The sequence below is a fragment of the Flavobacterium tagetis genome (assembly GCF_016735615.1).
GTDB classification, from domain to species: domain Bacteria; phylum Bacteroidota; class Bacteroidia; order Flavobacteriales; family Flavobacteriaceae; genus Flavobacterium; species Flavobacterium tagetis.
Genome location: NZ_JAERSF010000003.1, coordinates 565,532 through 583,126, shown reverse-complemented (window position 1 = coordinate 583,126; position 17,595 = coordinate 565,532). Strand labels below are relative to the sequence as shown.

General features: G+C 34.0%; 15 protein-coding genes. 7 read left to right on the top strand and 8 right to left on the bottom strand.

Going from position 1 to position 17,595, the window contains the following annotated elements; genetic code table 11:
* Nucleotides 1-13 precede the first annotated feature (13 nt).
* From JI750_RS16625 to JI750_RS16610, 4 genes are all read right to left on the bottom strand, one after another.
* Nucleotides 14-805: a gluconate 5-dehydrogenase gene (locus JI750_RS16625; protein ID WP_202004517.1), complete on the bottom strand. Its 792-nt coding sequence runs from the start codon at nucleotides 803-805 to the stop codon at nucleotides 14-16.
* Between the two features lies 1 nt (nucleotide 806).
* The gene (gene kduI, locus JI750_RS16620; RefSeq protein ID WP_202004514.1) at nucleotides 807-1,646 is read right to left on the bottom strand and encodes a 5-dehydro-4-deoxy-D-glucuronate isomerase; all 840 of its coding nucleotides are present in this window, start codon (nucleotides 1,644-1,646) and stop codon (nucleotides 807-809) included.
* A 98-nt stretch (nucleotides 1,647-1,744) separates the two neighbouring features.
* The gene (locus JI750_RS16615) at nucleotides 1,745-3,061 is read right to left on the bottom strand and encodes an MFS transporter (protein WP_202004511.1); all 1,317 of its coding nucleotides are present in this window, start codon (nucleotides 3,059-3,061) and stop codon (nucleotides 1,745-1,747) included.
* A gap of 47 nt (nucleotides 3,062-3,108) precedes the next feature.
* On the bottom strand, nucleotides 3,109-4,575 hold the full coding sequence (locus JI750_RS16610; protein WP_202004509.1) for an MFS transporter: 1,467 nt from the start codon (nucleotides 4,573-4,575) through the stop codon (nucleotides 3,109-3,111).
* Between the two features lie 479 nt (nucleotides 4,576-5,054).
* Between JI750_RS16610 and JI750_RS16605 the strand changes: the two genes are divergently transcribed.
* On the top strand, nucleotides 5,055-5,921 hold the full coding sequence (locus tag JI750_RS16605; protein ID WP_236673065.1) for an alpha/beta hydrolase: 867 nt from the start codon (nucleotides 5,055-5,057) through the stop codon (nucleotides 5,919-5,921).
* A gap of 87 nt (nucleotides 5,922-6,008) precedes the next feature.
* Here the strand turns inward: JI750_RS16605 and JI750_RS16600 are convergent, their stop codons facing one another.
* The 3 genes from JI750_RS16600 to JI750_RS16590 all read right to left on the bottom strand — a co-directional run bounded on the left by JI750_RS16600 (nucleotide 6,009) and on the right by JI750_RS16590 (nucleotide 11,165).
* The gene (locus JI750_RS16600) at nucleotides 6,009-7,382 is read right to left on the bottom strand and encodes a PepSY-associated TM helix domain-containing protein (protein ID WP_202004503.1); all 1,374 of its coding nucleotides are present in this window, start codon (nucleotides 7,380-7,382) and stop codon (nucleotides 6,009-6,011) included.
* 134 nt (nucleotides 7,383-7,516) lie between these two features.
* Nucleotides 7,517-8,749: a DUF4374 domain-containing protein gene (locus tag JI750_RS16595; protein ID WP_202004500.1), complete on the bottom strand. Its 1,233-nt coding sequence runs from the start codon at nucleotides 8,747-8,749 to the stop codon at nucleotides 7,517-7,519.
* 25 nt (nucleotides 8,750-8,774) lie between these two features.
* On the bottom strand, nucleotides 8,775-11,165 hold the full coding sequence (locus tag JI750_RS16590; protein ID WP_202004496.1) for a TonB-dependent receptor: 2,391 nt from the start codon (nucleotides 11,163-11,165) through the stop codon (nucleotides 8,775-8,777).
* Nucleotides 11,166-11,272: 107 nt separating this feature from the next.
* Between JI750_RS16590 and JI750_RS16585 the strand changes: the two genes are divergently transcribed.
* From JI750_RS16585 to JI750_RS16560, 6 genes are all read left to right on the top strand, one after another.
* A complete protein-coding gene (locus tag JI750_RS16585; RefSeq protein ID WP_202004493.1) occupies nucleotides 11,273-12,304 on the top strand; it encodes a helix-turn-helix domain-containing protein in 1,032 nt (343 codons plus the stop codon).
* A 543-nt stretch (nucleotides 12,305-12,847) separates the two neighbouring features.
* On the top strand, nucleotides 12,848-13,162 hold the full coding sequence (locus tag JI750_RS16580) for a hypothetical protein (protein ID WP_202004491.1): 315 nt from the start codon (nucleotides 12,848-12,850) through the stop codon (nucleotides 13,160-13,162).
* Between the two features lie 23 nt (nucleotides 13,163-13,185).
* Nucleotides 13,186-13,746, top strand: coding sequence for a 2'-5' RNA ligase family protein (locus JI750_RS16575; RefSeq protein ID WP_202004488.1), 561 nt, complete (start codon nucleotides 13,186-13,188; stop codon nucleotides 13,744-13,746).
* A 191-nt stretch (nucleotides 13,747-13,937) separates the two neighbouring features.
* Nucleotides 13,938-14,861, top strand: a complete 924-nt coding sequence (locus JI750_RS16570) for a helix-turn-helix domain-containing protein (protein WP_202004485.1) — start codon at nucleotides 13,938-13,940, stop codon at nucleotides 14,859-14,861.
* Nucleotides 14,862-15,170: 309 nt separating this feature from the next.
* Complete coding sequence (locus tag JI750_RS16565; RefSeq protein WP_202004481.1) at nucleotides 15,171-15,896, top strand: SDR family oxidoreductase; 726 nt, start codon at nucleotides 15,171-15,173, stop codon at nucleotides 15,894-15,896.
* Nucleotides 15,897-16,009: 113 nt separating this feature from the next.
* Entirely contained in the window at nucleotides 16,010-16,774 is a 765-nt protein-coding gene (locus JI750_RS16560) for an SDR family NAD(P)-dependent oxidoreductase (RefSeq protein ID WP_202004478.1), read from the top strand.
* Nucleotides 16,775-17,041: 267 nt separating this feature from the next.
* Here JI750_RS16560 and JI750_RS16555 read toward each other — a convergent pair whose 3' ends face one another.
* A complete protein-coding gene (locus tag JI750_RS16555) occupies nucleotides 17,042-17,446 on the bottom strand; it encodes a hypothetical protein (RefSeq protein ID WP_236673064.1) in 405 nt (134 codons plus the stop codon).
* Between the last annotated feature and the right edge of the window lie 149 nt (nucleotides 17,447-17,595).

The window sequence follows — 17,595 nt, the reverse complement described above, 5'->3', positions numbered from 1 at the left end:
TATAATTTGAAAATTATTCTTCGTTTGAAGGTTTTCCGATTGTTGCTAAAATTCCACCATCTACATATAAAATGTGACCGTTTACAAAATCACTCGCTTTTGATGATAAAAATATCGCCGCTCCAGCCAAATCGCTTGGATCTCCCCATTTTGCAGCCGGAGTTCTGCTGATGATAAAATCGTTAAACGGATGCCCGTCAACTCTAATTGGTTTGGTTTGTTCTGTTGCAAAATATCCAGGACCGATTCCGTTAATCTGAACATTGTATTTTGCCCATTCTGTTGCCATATTTTTAGTCAGCATTTTCAAACCACCTTTTGCAGCAGCATAAGCAGAAACTGTATTTCTACCCAATTCACTCATCATAGAGCAAATGTTGATTATTTTTCCTTGTCTTCTTTCAATCATTCCTTTGGCAACATGCTTAGAAACGATAAACGGACTTACAAGATCAATATCAACCACTTCTCTGAAATCTGAAACTTCCATATCTAGAAGCGGAATTCTTTTAATAATTCCAGCATTATTAATCAAGATATCAATTGGTCCAACTTCGCTTTCAATTTTCGCAACAGCAGCTTTTACTTCTTGCTCTTCTGTTACATTAAATTTGTATCCTACTGCATTAATTCCTTCACTTTTTAATTCTGCTACAGCATGATCAATTTTTTCCTGAGAAGAATTTCCGTTTACCACAATTGTAGCACCCGCCTGACCTAATCCTTTTGCCATTGCCATTCCAAGTCCGTGTGTACTTCCTGTGATAAGGGCAACTTTTCCTTTTATATCAAACAAATTTGTCATCTTATCTTAAATCAGTGATTTTACAAACATCCATATCTCCGTAATCTAAGTTTTCGCCAGCCATTCCCCAGATAAAAGTATAATTGCTGGTTCCAGAACCAGAGTGAATAGACCAAGGCGGAGAAATAACTGCCTGATGATTGTTCATCCAGATATGTCTTGTTTCCTGTGGCTGTCCCATAAAGTGGCAAACTGCCTGATCTTGTGGAATATCTAAATAAAAATATACCTCCATTCTACGATCGTGAACGTGAGCCGGCATGGTATTCCAAACACTTCCTGGTTTCAATTCTGTCATTCCCATTTGCAATTGGCAAGTTGTTACTACGCTTCCAATAATCATTTGGTTTACGGTACGGTGATTTGCCGTTTCCATTGTTCCCAATTGTAATTTATTAGCTTCAGCTAAACTTACTTTCTTAGTAGGATAAGTGGTATGTGCTGGTGCAGAGTTTAAATAGAATTTAGCAGGATTGCTTTTGTCATCACTTTTAAAAACCACTTCTTTATTTCCAGCTCCGATGTACAAAGCATCTTTAAAACCTAACTCATAAGTTGTTCCTTCTACGACAACAGAACCGCTTCCACCAACATTGATGATTCCTAATTCTCTACGCTCTAAAAAATAAGGCGCTTTTAAAGGATCGATCGTTTCTAAAGCTAAATCACTTTTTACAGGAACTGCAGAACCTGCAATGTATCTGTCGTAATGCGAATAAACCAATACAACTTCATCTTCCTGCATTAAGTCATCAATTAAGAATTCTTCTCTCAATTGCTGTGTGTCATATTTTTTTACAGCTTCGGGGCTTGACGCGTATCTTGAACTATATTTTGTCATAATTTTAAATTAATGTAATCGATTGCACAAAATTATATTTTTATATTTAAATAGCATAATTGAAACGAAAAAAATATTTCAATTCTGTTCATTTTTCTTTATAATTCGACTTTTTTCATTCGTGGAACTAGAATATGCATTATTAGCCAAGCCAATAAATATGAAGCTCCACAAATACAGAACATAATAAAATAACCAGTTTCTACTTTTCCAAGTTTAGTATAGTAAACAAACATGTTTTTCTGAACCAGCAATGTCAGCAAAATTCCGCCGAGCGCTCCAAACATTCCTCCTAATCCGGTAACAGATGCTGTTGCTTTTTTAGGAAACATATCAGATACTGTTGTAAAGATATTGGCACTCCACGCCTGATGCGCAGAAACAGCCAATCCGATTACCAAAATTGCAAACCAGATATTTATAGTTCCTAATTGCTGAGCGAATAAAACCGGCAATACAGCAAAAGCATAAAGCAGCATACTTGTTTTACGAGCTTTGTAGGCAGGCCAATTGTTATTTATCAATTTCAAAGGAAGCCATCCTCCACCAATGCTTCCAATACTTCCAATCATATAAACTAATGCGCTAGGCCAGATAATTTCTGTCGCATTAAGCTTATATTGCTTCATCAAAAAGTCTGGTAACCAGAACAAATAAAACCACCAAACTGGATCTGTCAATAATTTACCAATTGCAAAAGCCCAAGTCTGACGAAATGATAATAGTTTTACCCAAGAAACCTTTTCTTTTGACTCTTCTACTACTTCCTCTACTTGATCAGAAGTAATGTATTCTAATTCTGCTTTAGATAAACGTTTTTGCTTTTGAGGAACTTCATACAACAAAAACCATAAAGCAAGCCAAATAAACCCTACAATTCCTGTTATGATAAATGCCCATTGCCATCCATACTTTTCTGCAATATGAGGAACAGTTAAAGGTACGATTATAGCACCAATATTACTTCCAGAATTAAAAATCCCTGTTGCAAGAGCTCTTTCTTTCTGCGGAAACCATTCTGCTGTCGCTTTAATTGCTGCTGGAAAGTTTCCTGCTTCTGTAACTCCTAAAAACACTCGAGCAATTAAAAAACCGCCTGTTCCTGTAGCCAATGCGTGTCCAATTGCGGCCAAACTCCATAATCCTGTTGCAATGGCGTAACCCAACTTAGTTCCTAACTTATCGATAATTCCTCCAGCAACCAGCATTCCGAGCGCATATGCAATTTTAAATGCCAGTTCGATATTCGAGTAATCTATAACCTCCTGTTCGGGAGTCCAGTGAAACGCTTCTGCCAAAAAAGGCCTAAGGTAACTTATTACATTTCTATCCAGATAATTGACAGTTGTAGCAAAAAAAACTAAACTGCAAATAGTCCAACGGTATTTTCCTATTGCTGCATTAGCTTGGTTCATGATGTGGTTGTGGTTTAGGTTGGTTAGTTAGTTTTTGAGAAATCTCTTTAGAGATCTGTAATCGGACTGTATTTTGGAACCAATGTTTTCATTACAATCCAGCCTGTTAAATAACAAACTGCGCAAATAGAAAATATGATAAAATATCCAGCCTCAATTCCTTTAAATCCCATAAAAGCCATATTGTTATCTTTTGCATAATCAAACAATACTCCAGATCCTTTATTGATCAATGTTGAACCAACTCCACCTGCTAAACCTCCAATTCCTGTAATGGTTGCAATAGCTTTTTTAGGGAACATATCTCCTACTGTTGTAAAAATATTTGCTGACCAAGATTGGTGCGCCGCACCCGCAATTCCAATAATAATTACCGGAACCCAGTAACTAATATATCCTAAAGGCTGTGCGATTAAGGCTAATAATGGGAAAAATGCAAAAATCAACATTGCTCTCATTCTTCCTTCGTACGGATTCATTCCTTTTTTCTCTACGAAATACGTTGGAAGCCAACCTCCAATAATTGACAATAATGTAATCATGTAAAGCACAAATAATGGCAATGCCGCTTCTGTAGAATCCATTCCGTAAACCGAGCTTAAATACGCTGGAGTCCAGAATAAGAAGAACCACCAAACACCATCTGTCATGAATTTACCAAATGCAAAAGCCCAAGTTTGTTTGTATTTAAAACAATCTGCTAAAGATACTTTTCCTTTAGCTTCTGGCTTAAAACCTATTTTGCTGTCTTCAATATCATCTTGCTGAATATAAGCCAATTCTTCTGGTGTAACTTTCGAATGTTTTTCTGGCTTATCGTACATAAACATCCAGAATCCCATCCAAACAAAACCTAAAGCTCCAATGATGATAAAAGACATTTCCCATCCAAAAGATTTTGCAATAAACGGAATTGTAATTGGCGCCGCTAAAGCTCCAACTGTAGCACCTGCGTTAAAAATACTCGTTGCAAAAGCTCTGTCTTTTTTAGGAAAATATTCTGCTGTTGTTTTAATCGCTGCCGGGAAGTTTCCAGCTTCTCCAACTGCTAAAACGAAACGGGCAAAAATAAATAAAGCCACACTGACATTGATTACCAATGCTGTATCGCTTATTGTACTGATTATTTCTTTTGAACCATGAAAACTTACAAACCATTCACCTGCAATAATTCCTGAAGTAGCAATTCCGCAAAAAGCGTGAAGACAAGCTCCTACAGACCAGATTCCGATTGCCCAAAGAAATCCTTTTTTAGTATCTAACCAATCTACAAATCGTCCAGCAAACAATAATGACACTGCATAGAAAATAGAAAATAAAGCGGTAATATTTCCGTAGTCGTTATTGGTCCAGTGAAATTCTGGTGCAATAAAATCACTCCAAGTTAAGGAAAGCACTTGTCGATCCAGGTAATTAATGGTTGTTGCAAAAAATAACAATGCACAAATACTCCAACGGTATTTTCCTGTGGTTTTGACACTTTGATTTACTGCAACAGTTTCGGTTTGATTCATAGTAAGTGGGTATTATAGTTTTTGTAATTTTTGGTAATCTTAAAAGCCTATATTTACTGCTTTCTAAAAATATTAAAATCAATAAATTAACACCTTAAAAGAAAAATAATGTAATCGATTGCACAAATATAGTTTTTAATCTGTACAATCCAAATAATATTGTGTAAAAAATTATTTTAGCCTATTAAATAAACATATTACTTAAAAAAAAGAATTCAAAATTACACATTAAACAATATATTTGTTAAAAGCCAATGGGTGAAATTCATCCTTTTTTGGGGTAATATTGTCCTGAAATTTACAATTAAAAAAAGTAATTTTTGTCAGCTCTGATTAATTTAGGCCATCGGTTGTATTTTTGAACCAAAAAACATATACTATTACAAACCAAATAATTATAAATTAAATTGAAAACTACAAAAACAAAATTTTCAAGAGGAATTACATTGAGTTTTCTTCTTTTTTCAGGACTATTTTCTATGAGTGCACAAAATCAAGTAATCCCATTATGGGATAAAATTCCAGATGAAATAAAAGCATCTAATTACAAAGAAAAACCAGAGTTAAAAGATGGGAAGATGCAAAGCACAAGTCAGGTTTCTGTGCCGACATTAAGTATTTTTATTCCAAAAGAATCAAAACCAAATCAAACCGCTGTTGTAATTTGTCCAGGAGGAGGTTACACCCATTTAGCATTTGACAAAGAAGGAACAAAAGTGGCAGAATGGTTTAATAGTTTAGGAATTACAGCTTTTGTATTGAAATATCGAATGCCAACCGATTTAACAATGAAAAACAAAAACGTTGGGCCATTGCAAGATGCTCAAGAAGCAATTCGTTACGTAAGACAAAATGCTTCGGAATGGAATATTGATCCTAATAAAATAGGAATTCTAGGCTTTTCTGCCGGTGGTCATCTCGCTTCAACTGCTTCTACACATTACGACGATAAAGTTTATGAATCGGCATATAAAGTGAGTGCACGTCCTGATTTTTCACTGTTGATCTATCCTGTAATTTCAATGGAAAACGAAATCACACATAAAGGCTCTCAAACCAATTTGCTTGGAAATAATCCTTCAAAAGAGTTAATAGATTCTTATTCAAACGAAAAGAGAGTAACTTCTAAAACACCTCCTACATTCTTAATTCATGCGACAGATGATACTGTGGTTATTCCAGAAAACAGTATTAATTACTATTTAGCGCTAAAGAAAAACGGAGTTACAGCAGAGTTACATATTTATGAAAAAGGCGGCCACGGATTTGGATTAGGTGTTGCTGATACGAGCAAATTCTGGACAAGAGATTGTGCTGAATGGCTAAAATCAAATGGTTATAATTAAAAAAGAAAGGCAAAACTTTTACAAGTTTTGCCTTTTATCAAAAAAAAAAAAAACAAAAAGGAATTATAAAAAACCAATTTTATATGTCTAAGCAGTAACTTCTTGTTCTGCTGTATTTTTCAATTTAGAAACAGGAATTGCTTTAGTCGCCACTTTAGTTTTTGCAGCAGGTTTCTTTTTTCCAAATTTCTGTTTTCCCCACCAAATAATAAATCCAGTAATAGGCAAACTGGCAGAAATTAAGCTCGCCAAAAACGCAATAATTTTTCCTGTAAGCCCAAGAACACTTCCTACGTGAATATCATAATTCATACGTCTGATCTTGTCTGGAATATTTGCCTCTACATATTTTCCTGAAAATGGTGTTTTAATCGAGATTTCTTTTAAACTCTGCTGATCAAAACTATAGCGGTCCATATTGTAAAAGGTGTGTCTTTGCTTGTAAACAAAAGCACCAATCGGATCTGCAGGTTTCGCTGGAATACTGATTAAAATTCCCGCTGCCTGAGGATTTTCTTTTCTTAAATTCAGTAAAACTTTGTCTGCTGTTGTAATATTAAACTCTTTTACGTGAGTTGTGTCAGATTTTGGAGATTCGCGGTTTTCAACCAATGGTTTTCCTCCAGAAGTAACCCAATACAAAGATTTGCTCCACCATCCAAAACTCCATACTAAGCCTGTTACGGCAATAAAAAACAGGAAAATGCAGCTATAAAAACCAAGTACATTGTGCATGTCATAATTGACACGTTTAAAGCTGGCATCCCATTTTATTTTAAAACTTTTATCAATAATAGATTTAATCCATTTTGTAGGCCACCATAAAACGATACCCGAAATCAATAAAACAACAAAAATTAAAACGGCAACTCCCACAATTGGTCTTCCAATATCATAAGGAAGCCATAAAGCGCGATGTCCGTTTAAGATCCATCTGAAAAAATCTGGAGAATCTCCTCTTGAAAAGGTTTTTACATTTAATACATCTCCCGTATACGGATTCATGTAAACGCTTATAAAAGTTCCTTGCCTTCTTCCTCCTTTACGTTTTTCACCCTTTCCTTTTTCTTTGCCTTTTTCATTTGGCTGAGCTTTTAATTCAGATTTCCCTTTTGCATCTTCATTTTTAGCAAAATCTTTTCTTCCTCTTTTATGCTCTCCTTTTTCACCACGGCCTCCTCTTTCACCCTCTTCTTTTTTCTCCACAAAATAACCAACAATAGCCGCTTCGTCTTTTGCGCCAAAAGTTACACTGGTTGCTTTTTTGTCTTTCATTTTTTTATCTGCAATCGAAACCAATTGAGACGGCAATAAAAATGCTTTTTCTTGAGGTTTTACAAAACGCCAGTCTTCAATAAAATCTTTTATTTCATTTTCAAAAACATAAATACAGCCCGTAAGACTGACAATAACCACAATGATTCCAGATGCTAAACCAAGCCACAAATGCAGCCAGGCCATGATGCGCTTAAAAAGCGACTTTTTACTTTTTTTCTTATTATTTGGTTTTGAAGAAGAAAACATAATTGGATAGATAAATAGGATAAATAAAAAAACCGTAAGTCCTCATAAAAAGGACTTACGGCAAAAAAATATTAGTATTTTAATTTTTGGATTGCAGTAATTTGTCCACCTTCAACTTTCATACCTTTTGTTGCAACAGCTGTTGTACCGTTGATTGAGTAAATCCAGTTTCCGTCAGGAGTATTGATACCTACAATTGCAGAACTTCCATCTTCTGAAGTAATATTGTAACGGCTAGTTACAGAAGTTAAAGTTTCAGGCGCATTTGTCACCCATGTAAAAGTTTGGTTGTAAACATCGGCAATTGCCATTTTCACAGCACCATTGTTTTTACCCGCATTTCCGTACATTAACAATAAGAATTTACCTTTTGAAATATAAGTTGTAGATGAAATTTTGTAACCTCCCGATTTTTCTTGAACATTAAAGAAATAAGATTTGTCAAATTCTGTAGTTCCTTTTTTAATTTTCACAATCGCAGAAGGTTTTGTAGAAGTCATTACAGCATTGCTAGTCGCGATAGCACCAGAGAATCCGTAAGCGTCTCCATTTTCATCTTGGAATAATCCGTTTGTGAAATAAGCTCCTAAATAACTAGTACGGTTATCTTTAATTACTTTCTCTAATTTCAATTCTGGATAATTGTAAACCGCAACCCACGTACTATCTGGATTTGCAGTACCAAAATTGTCTACTCCGTCTCCTTTAATACTCATATAAGGCATGTAAACTTTATCTCCAACTTGAGTAGCCCAAGTATAGAAAGCTCTTTCTCCGTTTCCAGCCAATTTCTTAGTATCTTGCTGAGCTTCACCTGTAATAAGCGATTTTTCAGCATCAATTTTGTACATAGAAGCAATTGAAGCACCACTTCTTGGAACTTTAACTGTTAAGATATCTTTATTAATTGCAGCAAATACGTGTACAGTTTCTGCTTGAAAATCAGATTTCTTAACTAGTTTCCCTTCAGCATTTAAGTTATAAGTGGTAACAGCTCCTGGATTTCCTTGTCCGTAAAGCAAACTGAAGAAGTTATTTTGCGCTGTAATGTAATAACGGTACGTTCCATCCTGCTCTAATCCGTTTCCTGTAGTCGTGATAACTCCAGTAGAAACATCGTCTGCAGTTAATAAATAATCTGCAATTCCAGCTGCTCCTGTTGTTGCAGTAATAATATATTTAGTTTTTCCTGTATCAGTTCCGCCGCCAGTTTCTCCTCCTGATTTATCTGAATCACTGCTGCAAGAAAAAGCTGTAAAAGCTAATACAGCTGATAATAACGCTAATGTTGTACTTTTTTTCATTGTATTATGGTGTTTGTATTAAAATTTAATTATTTGATTTACTGAAGTAATATCTAAACTTGATGTAAAAAGCTCTACTTGGTTTTTGTAATGAGAAATTGTCATAAAGCTTGTTGTCAAGAAAGTTTTTACATTCAAAAGCAATATTGTATTTACCATTTGCCATTGTGTAAACAGCGTTTAAATCATGGCTAAACTGCTGCGGAATCTCTAACTTGCTATCCTTGCTTCCCATACTTGGCCATGACAAATAATACGTATGAACATATAGCAGATTATACCCTACAGATAGATTGTTTCCTTTTTTCCAAACATTATTAAAGAACATTGTCGCATCTGCATTACCAAATAAATAAGGCATATTCGGAATCCTGTCATTATAAAAAGGAGACACATAATTCTGGTTAGGCTCGTACATTGTTTTGTTTCTAATGTTCTGGTAAGTTGCGTTGAAACCAGCCGTAAAACGATTACCGTATGAATATCTTACCTCACCATCAATACCATAATTGGTAACTTTTCCCTGATTCACATTTGTGGTCATGGTTTGGTTATTATTTAATGTCGGACGAATAAAATCGACTGCATTTCTATGCAAAAGATTTACATCAAATGACAAGGCATTTTTAACATTGAAACTAGTCTGATAACTCGCTCCAATATTATAGTTGTTACTAGATTCTGGTTTTAAAGAAAGGTTTCCTTCTAAATTATCATTGACATTACCAAAGATTTCCTCTGGAGTTGGAAGCCTGTATGTCTTTTCATAAGAAGCTTTAATCTGCAAATTATGTTTCAGGTAATAACTTGTAGCTGCGCCATATCCAGTTGTAGAAGTATGGTCTACATATTTCTGGTAAGCAATATCTCCCGTAGCTCCTGACGGATTATAGCTTCTTGAATAAGTAGTTTTTAATGAATAATCTTTTAAGAATACAGAAGTACTCCATTTTTCATTATAATCTAATTTATAACCCAATCCTAAAACATTCTTTTGTGTTTTTTTAGGCTGTTTATACACCAAAGATTCAGGAACCAATTCGTCACTCTCTTTACGATCGAACGTATTAAACGTATTATTGACCATAAAAGAGTGTCTATCATTTAGTGTATAAGTCGCATTGGCTGTTGCTATACCATTATTGTTATAGAACTTACGAAGCGTACGGCTTCTTTCTCCTCCTGCTCCTTCATATTGTTTGTAATCGCCAAACCAATTGTATCTTCTAAAAACGGTATCAATATTCTGTTCGTAACCAAAATTGTAATTACCCGTAACATTCACATTCAGCCCTTTGGTGAATAAATCTTTAACCTGATATTTTAAAGTTGGCATTACAATGCTTCCTTTTCTATAAATCTGTCCGAATACGCTAACCATTCTGGCTCCGGTTTGTATATCGGCTTTATTTTCTCCGCCAGTAAAACCGATCATTAATTTATCTGCATATTTTTTTCCGGTTATACCCACATTCAAAATCACCGTTTCATTACGGTATTTATCATGAAAACGTCGCACTCTCTGATTCGGAAAATAAGCCCCTGTATTTAAATCGGCTACATCTACATTTACCCAATAATTGTTATCCGAATAGTTTTGAAAAGCATTAATTTCGGTTGTAAAACCACTCTTTGCCGTATAACCCGCATTGATACTTGAACGGTGTGTGTTAAAAGATCCGAACGAATAAGAAGCATCTACATACGTTCTAGGTTTACTATTGGTCACAATATTTATTGCTCCGCCAAGCGCATCTCCACCAAGCCAAATTGGCACAACACCTTTGTAAACTTCTACACGATCAGCAAGATTAATTGGGATATTATTCATCTGGAAAGAAGAACCGAAATTGTCCATTGGAACTCCGTCTATAAAAACCTTAATTTGATTTCCAGAAAATCCGTTGATTGAAAGTTCTGATCTTGAACCTACTCCACCCGCTTCACGGTTACGAACACCAGAAACGCGGTCTAAAGCGTGCGATAAATCTAAAGTTGAGTTGTGCAGTTTTTTAGCATCAATAGCCGTTACACTATAAGCTTGTTTATTTACTTTGTCAGTTTGCGATCTTCCAAGAACTGTTACGCTTTCTAATTCCTGCAATTCGCTATCCATTTTAATTGAAACTTCTAAATTGCCTGAAACTTCAATCTGTTTTTTCTGAACTGCAAATCCCATTGCAGAAATTTTAAAAGTATGTTTTCCAGATGGCACATTTTTTAAAATATAGTTTCCGTTTTCATCCGAAATAACACTTAAACCTGTTTTTTCGACAACAACAGTTGCAAACGGAATTGTTTCTCCAGAATTTTCAACAACCTTTCCAGAAACTGAAAACCCTTGGTTTTGCTGGGAAAATGATAAGAACGTGGTTAGAAAAAATAAACTGGCAAATAAAAATTTTTGAGTTGACATATCTTTAATTAGACTAATTATAAATAACTTTACTGCAAAAGTACCATCAACGTCTTTAAAAAAGATAGGGAAAAACGGATTATTATTTTGTAAAAACGGATTAAATTTTGAAAATCAACGCCACCCTTTTAACGTCAGAAACGCCTATAATTAAAATTCAAATTGGAGATAAATATTACCCAAAAAGTATTTTAACCGAAGAAAATGTCAATATCCAAAATGGAGATTGCGAAAAAATTGTAAGCCGTCATCTTATAACGGAAGGGTTGGTTCTTCTTGATACTCAGATGTATTATTCGACACCTCGAACTGTAAGTTTTGAAATTGACGAAGAATCGGTTGTCATGAATTTCATTTACAGCAGTAATGTAGAAACCCATATCGATCAATTGGAAAGCGAAAAATTTTCTAAAGAAAATACGCATAATATTTTCTACACCAATAATTTTAAAGCAACGTTTAATATTCCTCCTTTTACACAAATCAACTATTTGTCGATAATTCTTTCCAAAGAGTTTTATTACAACATCATCAATGAAGACTGGCAGCTACACGAAAAATTTTCAAACAAAATCCTTCAAAAGCAATCCAGTTATTTAACCTCAAAATATCTTCCGTTTACACCTGCAATACAGTGGGTAACATCTGAAATAAAAAATTGTACGCGAGAAGGCGTTTTAAAAAGAATTTATATCGAAAGTAAAATTAAAGAACTTCTAATTCATCAGCTTGAAACTTTAATTATCAAACCTTTAGAAACAGATAAAATCAAAGAAGAAGATTTCGAAAAACTTTTAGAAGCAAAAAGAATACTAGAAAACGATTATAGAAACACACCAACTCTACCCGAACTTTCGAGACTTATTTCATTAAACGAATTCAAATTAAAAAAGGGTTTTAAAGCTTGTTTTGGAACCACTGTTAAAGGCTATATTATTAAACTCAGAATGGAGCACGCTAAAGAATTATTTCAAAATAAAACTGCAACAGTAAGTGAAGCGGCCTATAAGTGCGGCTACAAAGACGTTTCGCATTTTTCTGCAGCATTTAAAAGCTACTATGGGTTTTCGCCTCAAAAATTTAAAATAACCACTGATTTTATTCAGTTCTGGTTAATTGGCTTTTCATTATTGTGGTAAAAAAAGGGTCTTAAAATTATGTCCGTCGACTTAATCTTAAAACCCCTAAAAATTAGACATTAATGTATATTGCAAACTTATATACAATTACCCACGATCAAATGAATATGTCAAAATTCAATGTAAAAACGTTTCTCCAAAAACAGTTTTCTATAGAAATTTAATGATACCCAAAAAGGTAAAGGCTATCATCTTTTTCAAATTTCTACAGGCCAAAATTAGGATTCACAAGATAGATAACCTTACGGTTTTCCTCATTGTGTGAAAAAATTAACATTCTTAACTTTAAATTAAAACCTTAAGTAATTGTACCGCAAAATATTGTCAAAATCCTATTTAACGTAAATTTGTGAAAGAAAATACTAGATCAGACTCAAGAAATATGATAAAAAGATTCAAAAAAACGTATTTCTTATTCTAGATTAAGTCTCTTTTTTCAAAACCCTGATTACATTTGCAAGTGAAACTAATTAGATAATGAAAGAATCTCACAATTAGATAATTCTAAACTTGGTTCATTAGTATCTTAGAATCTCAAAGAAAATGAAAACACTGCAATTTTTATTACTCGGAAAAAACGAAGCTATTCTAGCTATTTTACTACGTCTGGTTAATGCAGATGAAAACTGGAATGCGATTGCTTTTAATAACGAAAAAGAAGCGCAAGAGCACTTTCAAAACAATAAAATCGATATTGTTCTTTTGAGTTCTGCGATTGAAGATCATATTGAAAAAGAATTTACTGCTTTCTGCTTAAAAACTCAACCAGATGTTGAAGTCATTGAACATTTTGGAGGCGGAAGCGGACTATTAAAATCTGAAATCCTGCACCGATTACATTTGAAAGGAAAACTCTAAATTTGTCATTCAAAGCCTAAAAAATGGAAAAAACATATTCGGTTGTATTTTATTCTAAAGCACTGGTTGAACCCGTTAAAAAACTGAAAGACTTTCTAAAAAGCAAAATCAATTGGTACAACAGCTGCAATTCTGAAGCGCATATTACGATTTGTGAATTTACAATCGACGAGTCTGAGATCGATTCAATCAAAAAAAAGCTTTCTAAAATTTCGGATACTTTTACGCCTTTTCCAGTTTCATTAGATCATTTTGATGCATTCCAAAATAGCGGTGCTTTTTTTATAGGCGTAACCAAAGATTCAGAAAATAATCTGGTGCCTATCATGAAAAAGATTCATGAAACCTTCAAGTTTTTAAAACTCAAAAAAAGTGATAATCCACACCTTTCGATTGGGCGAAGATTAACACCAGAGAATCTCAAAATTGCATCAGAACTTTTTACCACAATCAATATTGAATTTGAATGCAATGAAATTGTTTTAAGAGAATTTGATCCCAAAGTAAAACAGTTTTTTGTAATTGATTCTTTTCCTTTCGGGAGTAATCCTGAACCAGAGTTTGTACAAGGAAGTTTGTTTTAATTTTTTTAGCCGCAAAGACGCTAAAGCGCAAAGATTTTTTAAGTAATTCCTTAAAATGCGAAAAAACTTAGTCAAAGATTGTAGCGAAATACAAATAAAATTGCACAACAATATAAAAAAACTTCATGCCTTAGCGTCTTCGTGGCAAAAAACATTTTTTCGTATATTTGAATTTCGCAATTCATTACGATATGAAATCCCTAGATTCATTTTACCAAGATATTACCGAAGGTTCAACTGTTGATCCCACTTCGTTATTGCCAAACGACATTCAAAAAGAAATCGGGCATTTTAATGTTTTTGATATTAAAGAACTTTTGGAACGCATGAAAGGAAAGCCTGGAATGCCTTATGACAGAAGAGCTTATTACAAAATAAGTTTAATCAGAGGTCACAACAAAGCGGAGTATGCCGATAAAGTAATCGAAATCGAAAAACAAGGATTGTTATTTGCAACACCAAAAATTCCGTACAATTATTTACCGCAAGACACCAATCAAGGTGGTCAGTTCTGTGTTTTTACCAGCGAATTTTTATCTAAAAATAAAAGCGGAATCGATCTGGACGAACTTCCAATTTTCGCTTCAGACGGTTATCCGATTTTTCAGCTTTCTGATGAAGAAGTTTCAGAAGTTGAATTGATTTTCAATAAAATACAAAAAGAAATTAATTCTGATTATATTTACAAATATGATTTAATCCGAAATTATGTGGCTGAATTAATTCACTTCGGGCAAAAATTACAGCCTATCACAGCATTGTATTCTAAACACAATTCAGCAGCAAGAGTTTCTTCTTTATTTGCTGAATTATTAGAAAGACAATTCCCTATAGAATCGCCAAATCAAAGATTAGAATTGAGAACGGCAAAAGATTTTGCGGAGAGATTATCCGTGCATGTAAATCATTTAAATAAGGTTTTAAAGGAAAATACCGGAAAAACCACAACAGAATTAATCAGTAACCGATTAACAAACGAAGCTAAAATACTTTTAAAACAAACCGATTGGAACATATCTGAAATCGCCTATTCACTTGGTTTTGAAGAATTAGCGCATTTCTCTAATTTCTTTAAAAAACAGACTTCTTACACGCCGATTGCTTTTAGAGCTTAAATTTTGTTTCAGGTTTCAGGTTTCAAATTGATATTCTTTGTGTGTTTTAACCGCAAAGTACGCAAGGTTTTTTCTAAGCTTTATGCTATATAAACGCAAAGTCCGCAAAGCTTTATGTAAAAAAATTTGCGAACCTTGCGGAATCCCTAGCGTTCTTTGCGGTTAAACTTGAAACTTGGAATTTGGATTTTCAAAAAATTGGAATTTTACAACTCTGATTTGAATTTCGCAAACATCGGTTTGATATTTACAACTCCCCAACTCTACTTCGCTCCTACCTTTGTCTCATCAAATTAAAAGAACGAAAAGATGAATTTATCAGACAACAAAATTTTAATAACTGGCGGTGCAAGCGGTATCGGACTTGGACTTGCAGAACGATTCATTCAAGAAAACAATACCGTGATTATTTGCGGAAGAAGAGCTTCTCTTTTGGAAGAAGTAAAAGCTAAATTTCCGTCAATTATTACTAAAGTATGTGACTTGTCTTTAGAAGAAGAACGCGTTGCACTTTATGAATGGATTAATGAAAATCATCCTGACTTAAATGTTTTAGTCAATAATGCTGGAATTCAAAACTGGATGAACATAACAGATGCTGATTTTTATGTCAACATGAAAAATGAGCTTGCAACAAATATCGAAGCGCCTTTGCATTTAACTTCATTATTCATTCAGTTGCCATCTCTTAAAACCGTAATGAATACAACTTCGGGATTGGCATTTTCTCCTTTTGCAAAAGTTCCTGTTTATTCGGCTACAAAAGCTTTTTTTAGATCATTTACACTTTCGCTTCGTCATTTGCTGAAAGCTAAAAATATTGAAGTTATAGAAATTATTCCACCAGCATTAAACACCGATTTAGGCGGAATTGGTCTTCACGACGTACATCCAAGCGTAAGCAGTTTTATCGAATCTATTTTCGAACAATTAAAAGAAGGCCGACAAGAACTAACTTTCGGAACTAGCGAAACAAGATTAAACGCAAGCGCAGAAGAATTGAGAAATCATTTTAATGCAATGCATGCTTCTTAATTGTTAATTATGAATGGTGAATTGTTAATTAAAAAAGGCAAAAAACATTTGACATCTCACTATTCATCATTAATAATTTACCATTAACAACTCACAATTAACAATTATAAAAAATGGCAGTAAACACAAAAATAGCTCTAGTTACAGGTGGTAGCAGAGGTTTAGGAAAAAACATGGCAATTGCGATTGCAAAAAAAGGACTTGACGTAATTATCACGTACAACAGTAAAAAAGAAGAAGCTGAAGCTGTAGTTTCGGAAATTGAAAGCTTAGGTCAAAGAGCAGCTTCATTACAATTAAACGTTGCTGAATCAGGAACTTTTGATTCTTTCTTTAAAGAAGTAGAAGCAACACTAAAAAACACTTTTAAAACTGACAAATTTGATTTTTTGGTAAACAACGCTGGGATAGGAATTCACAATTCTTTCATTGGAACAACTGAAGCAGAATTTGATCAATTAACTAATATTCAATTCAAAGGACCATTTTTCTTAACACAAAAAGGGCTTGACGTAATGAATGACGGCGGCGGAATTTTAAATATTTCAACTGGTTTGGCTAGATTCTCTTTCCCAGGTTATGCGGCTTATGCTTCTATGAAAGGCGCAATGGAAACTTTGACAAAATATCAGGCAAAAGAATTAGGAACTAGAAAAATTAGAGCCAATATAGTTGCACCTGGCGCTATCGAAACCGATTTTGGCGGCGGAGTTGTTCGCGACAATGAGCAAATGAATCAGCAAATTGCTTCTGTGACTGCTTTAGGAAGAGTTGGTCTTCCTGATGATATTGGCGGTGTTGTTGCCTTTTTATGTACAGAAGAAGCTCGTTGGGTAAATGCCCAAAGAATTGAAGTTTCTGGAGGAATGATGTTGTAAAAGAAGTTTCAAGTTTCAAGTTGATATTCTTTGTGTGTTTTAACCGCAAAGAGCGCAAGGTTTTTTCTAAGCTTTATGTTATATAAACGCAAAGTTCGCAAAGCTATATGTAAAAAACTTTGCGAACCTTGCGTAAACCTTAGCGCTCTTTGCGGTTAAACTTAAAACATGAAACATGAAACAAAATAACTAAAAAAACAAAACCCGATAAGCATTAAAAACTTATCGGGTTTGTCATTTCAAATAATATTTGAATTAGTAAGCGTTTTATTTTTTTTCTACAGAGACATCAAAACCTCCCTCTGCATCAAAAACAATATCATAAAATTTAGAGTCTTTTTCTATACCAACTTCGTAGGTTGTTTTTTTCTTATCGTCTACTACCATTGCAATTTCTTGAATGGCTTTTGCCTTATAATTCTTTTTTAGATAAGACTGCGCCTTTATTGGCAATTGTTTAAACGGAATCTGGAGCTCATAAGCTTTCATGTTTCCTAGATTATCGTAAATCGCTACGGCTTTTGTTCTGTCATCTACATTGTATCTTGCTTCAAATCGAATCTCATCTGCATCGTCTCCAACATATTCTTCAGACCAGACCGGTACTTTTCCTGGATATTCTCTCTCAAAAGCAAATCGAACCTTTTCTGGAGGCGTGATTTCCTTTTTCATATTGGTTCCCTCTTGGGCTATTAAAAAACTACTGCATAAAAAAGTAAAAGATAAAAACACGTTTTTCATAGTTTCATTTTTTAAAATTAAACTTTAGCAACGTATTAAAATTAATAATTTTTATCTTACGATAAGATGAAGAAATTAAC